The sequence below is a fragment of the Vibrio sp. ZF57 genome (assembly GCF_001691235.1).
Lineage (GTDB): Bacteria > Pseudomonadota > Gammaproteobacteria > Enterobacterales > Vibrionaceae > Vibrio > Vibrio crassostreae_C.
On the sequence record NZ_MAKD01000020.1, the window covers coordinates 1 to 1,230 of the forward strand.

The 1,230-nt window shown below is 48.7% G+C and carries 1 protein-coding gene; it reads right to left on the reverse strand.

Features of this window, described 5'->3' with window-relative positions:
* The coding region (locus A6D97_RS02945) for a VCBS domain-containing protein (protein ID WP_206208205.1) at positions 1-1,230 on the reverse strand (1,230 nt) is incomplete at both ends.

Genomic DNA, 1,230 nt, shown 5'->3' on the forward strand with positions numbered 1-1,230 from the left:
AGTCTCATCCACACTGACTGTTGCGGTACTGACTGTCGCTGCATCGTTAGTGCCATTAATCGTGACTTTGATCGTTGACGCTGTGCCATCAATAGACGAGACAGTGAAGGTCTCTTCGACTTTATCGCCGACATTCAATTGATTAAACGCGCTGTTAGCTGTGAATACCCAATGACCATTGGCATCAATGGTGAGATCACCGTTGGTACCGGAAATGGAATCGGGTGTGAACGCATTGTCTGGGTTATCCACGTCGATACTGGTTAGGGTGCCTGAGGTGGTTACCGCTCTGTCGGTTTCATCGATGGCGACGGTCGCACTGCTGACAGTAGCGGCGTCGTTAGTGCCGTTAATCGTGACTTTAATGGTCGAAGGTGTGCCATCAATAGACGAGACAGTGAAGGTTTCTTCGACTTTATCGCCGACGTTCAATTGATCAAACGCACTGTTGGCGGTGAACAACCAATGACCATTGGCATCAATAGTCAGGTCACCGTTGGTGCCTGAAATAGAATCCGGCGTAAACGTGTTGTCTGGGTTATCCACGTCAGTACTGGTGAGGGTTCCAGAAGTTGTTATAGCGCTGTCCGTTTCATCCACACTGACTGTTGCGGTACTGACTGTCGCTGCATCGTTAGTACCGTTAATCGTGACTTTAATGGTCGAAGGGGTGCCATCAACGGAAGTGACGGTAAAGGTTTCTTCGACTTTATCGCCGACGTTCAGTTGATTAAACGCGCTGTTGGCGGTGAATACCCAATGACCATTGGCATCAATAGTCAGGTCACCGTTGGTACCGGAAATGGAATCGGGTGTGAAGGTATTATCTGGATTATCGACATCGTTGCTGGTTAATGTTCCTGAAGTCGTTACTGCTTTGTCGGTTTCATCGATAGCAACGGTCGCACTGCTGACAGTAGCTGCGTCATTAGTGCCGTTAATCGCGACTTTAATGGTCGAAGGTGTGCCATCAACAGACGATACAGTGAAGGTTTCTTCGACTTTATCGCCGATGTTTAATTGATTAAATGCGCTGTTAGCGGTGAATACCCAGTGACCATTGGCATCAATGTTGAGGTCGCCATTTGTGCCTGCAATGGAGTCTGGAGTGAACGCATTATCCGGATTATCGACATCGGTGCTGGTTAATGTTCCTGAAGTCGTTACTGCTTTGTCGGTTTCATCGATAGCGACGGTCGCACTGCTGACAGTAGCGGCGTCGTTAGTGCC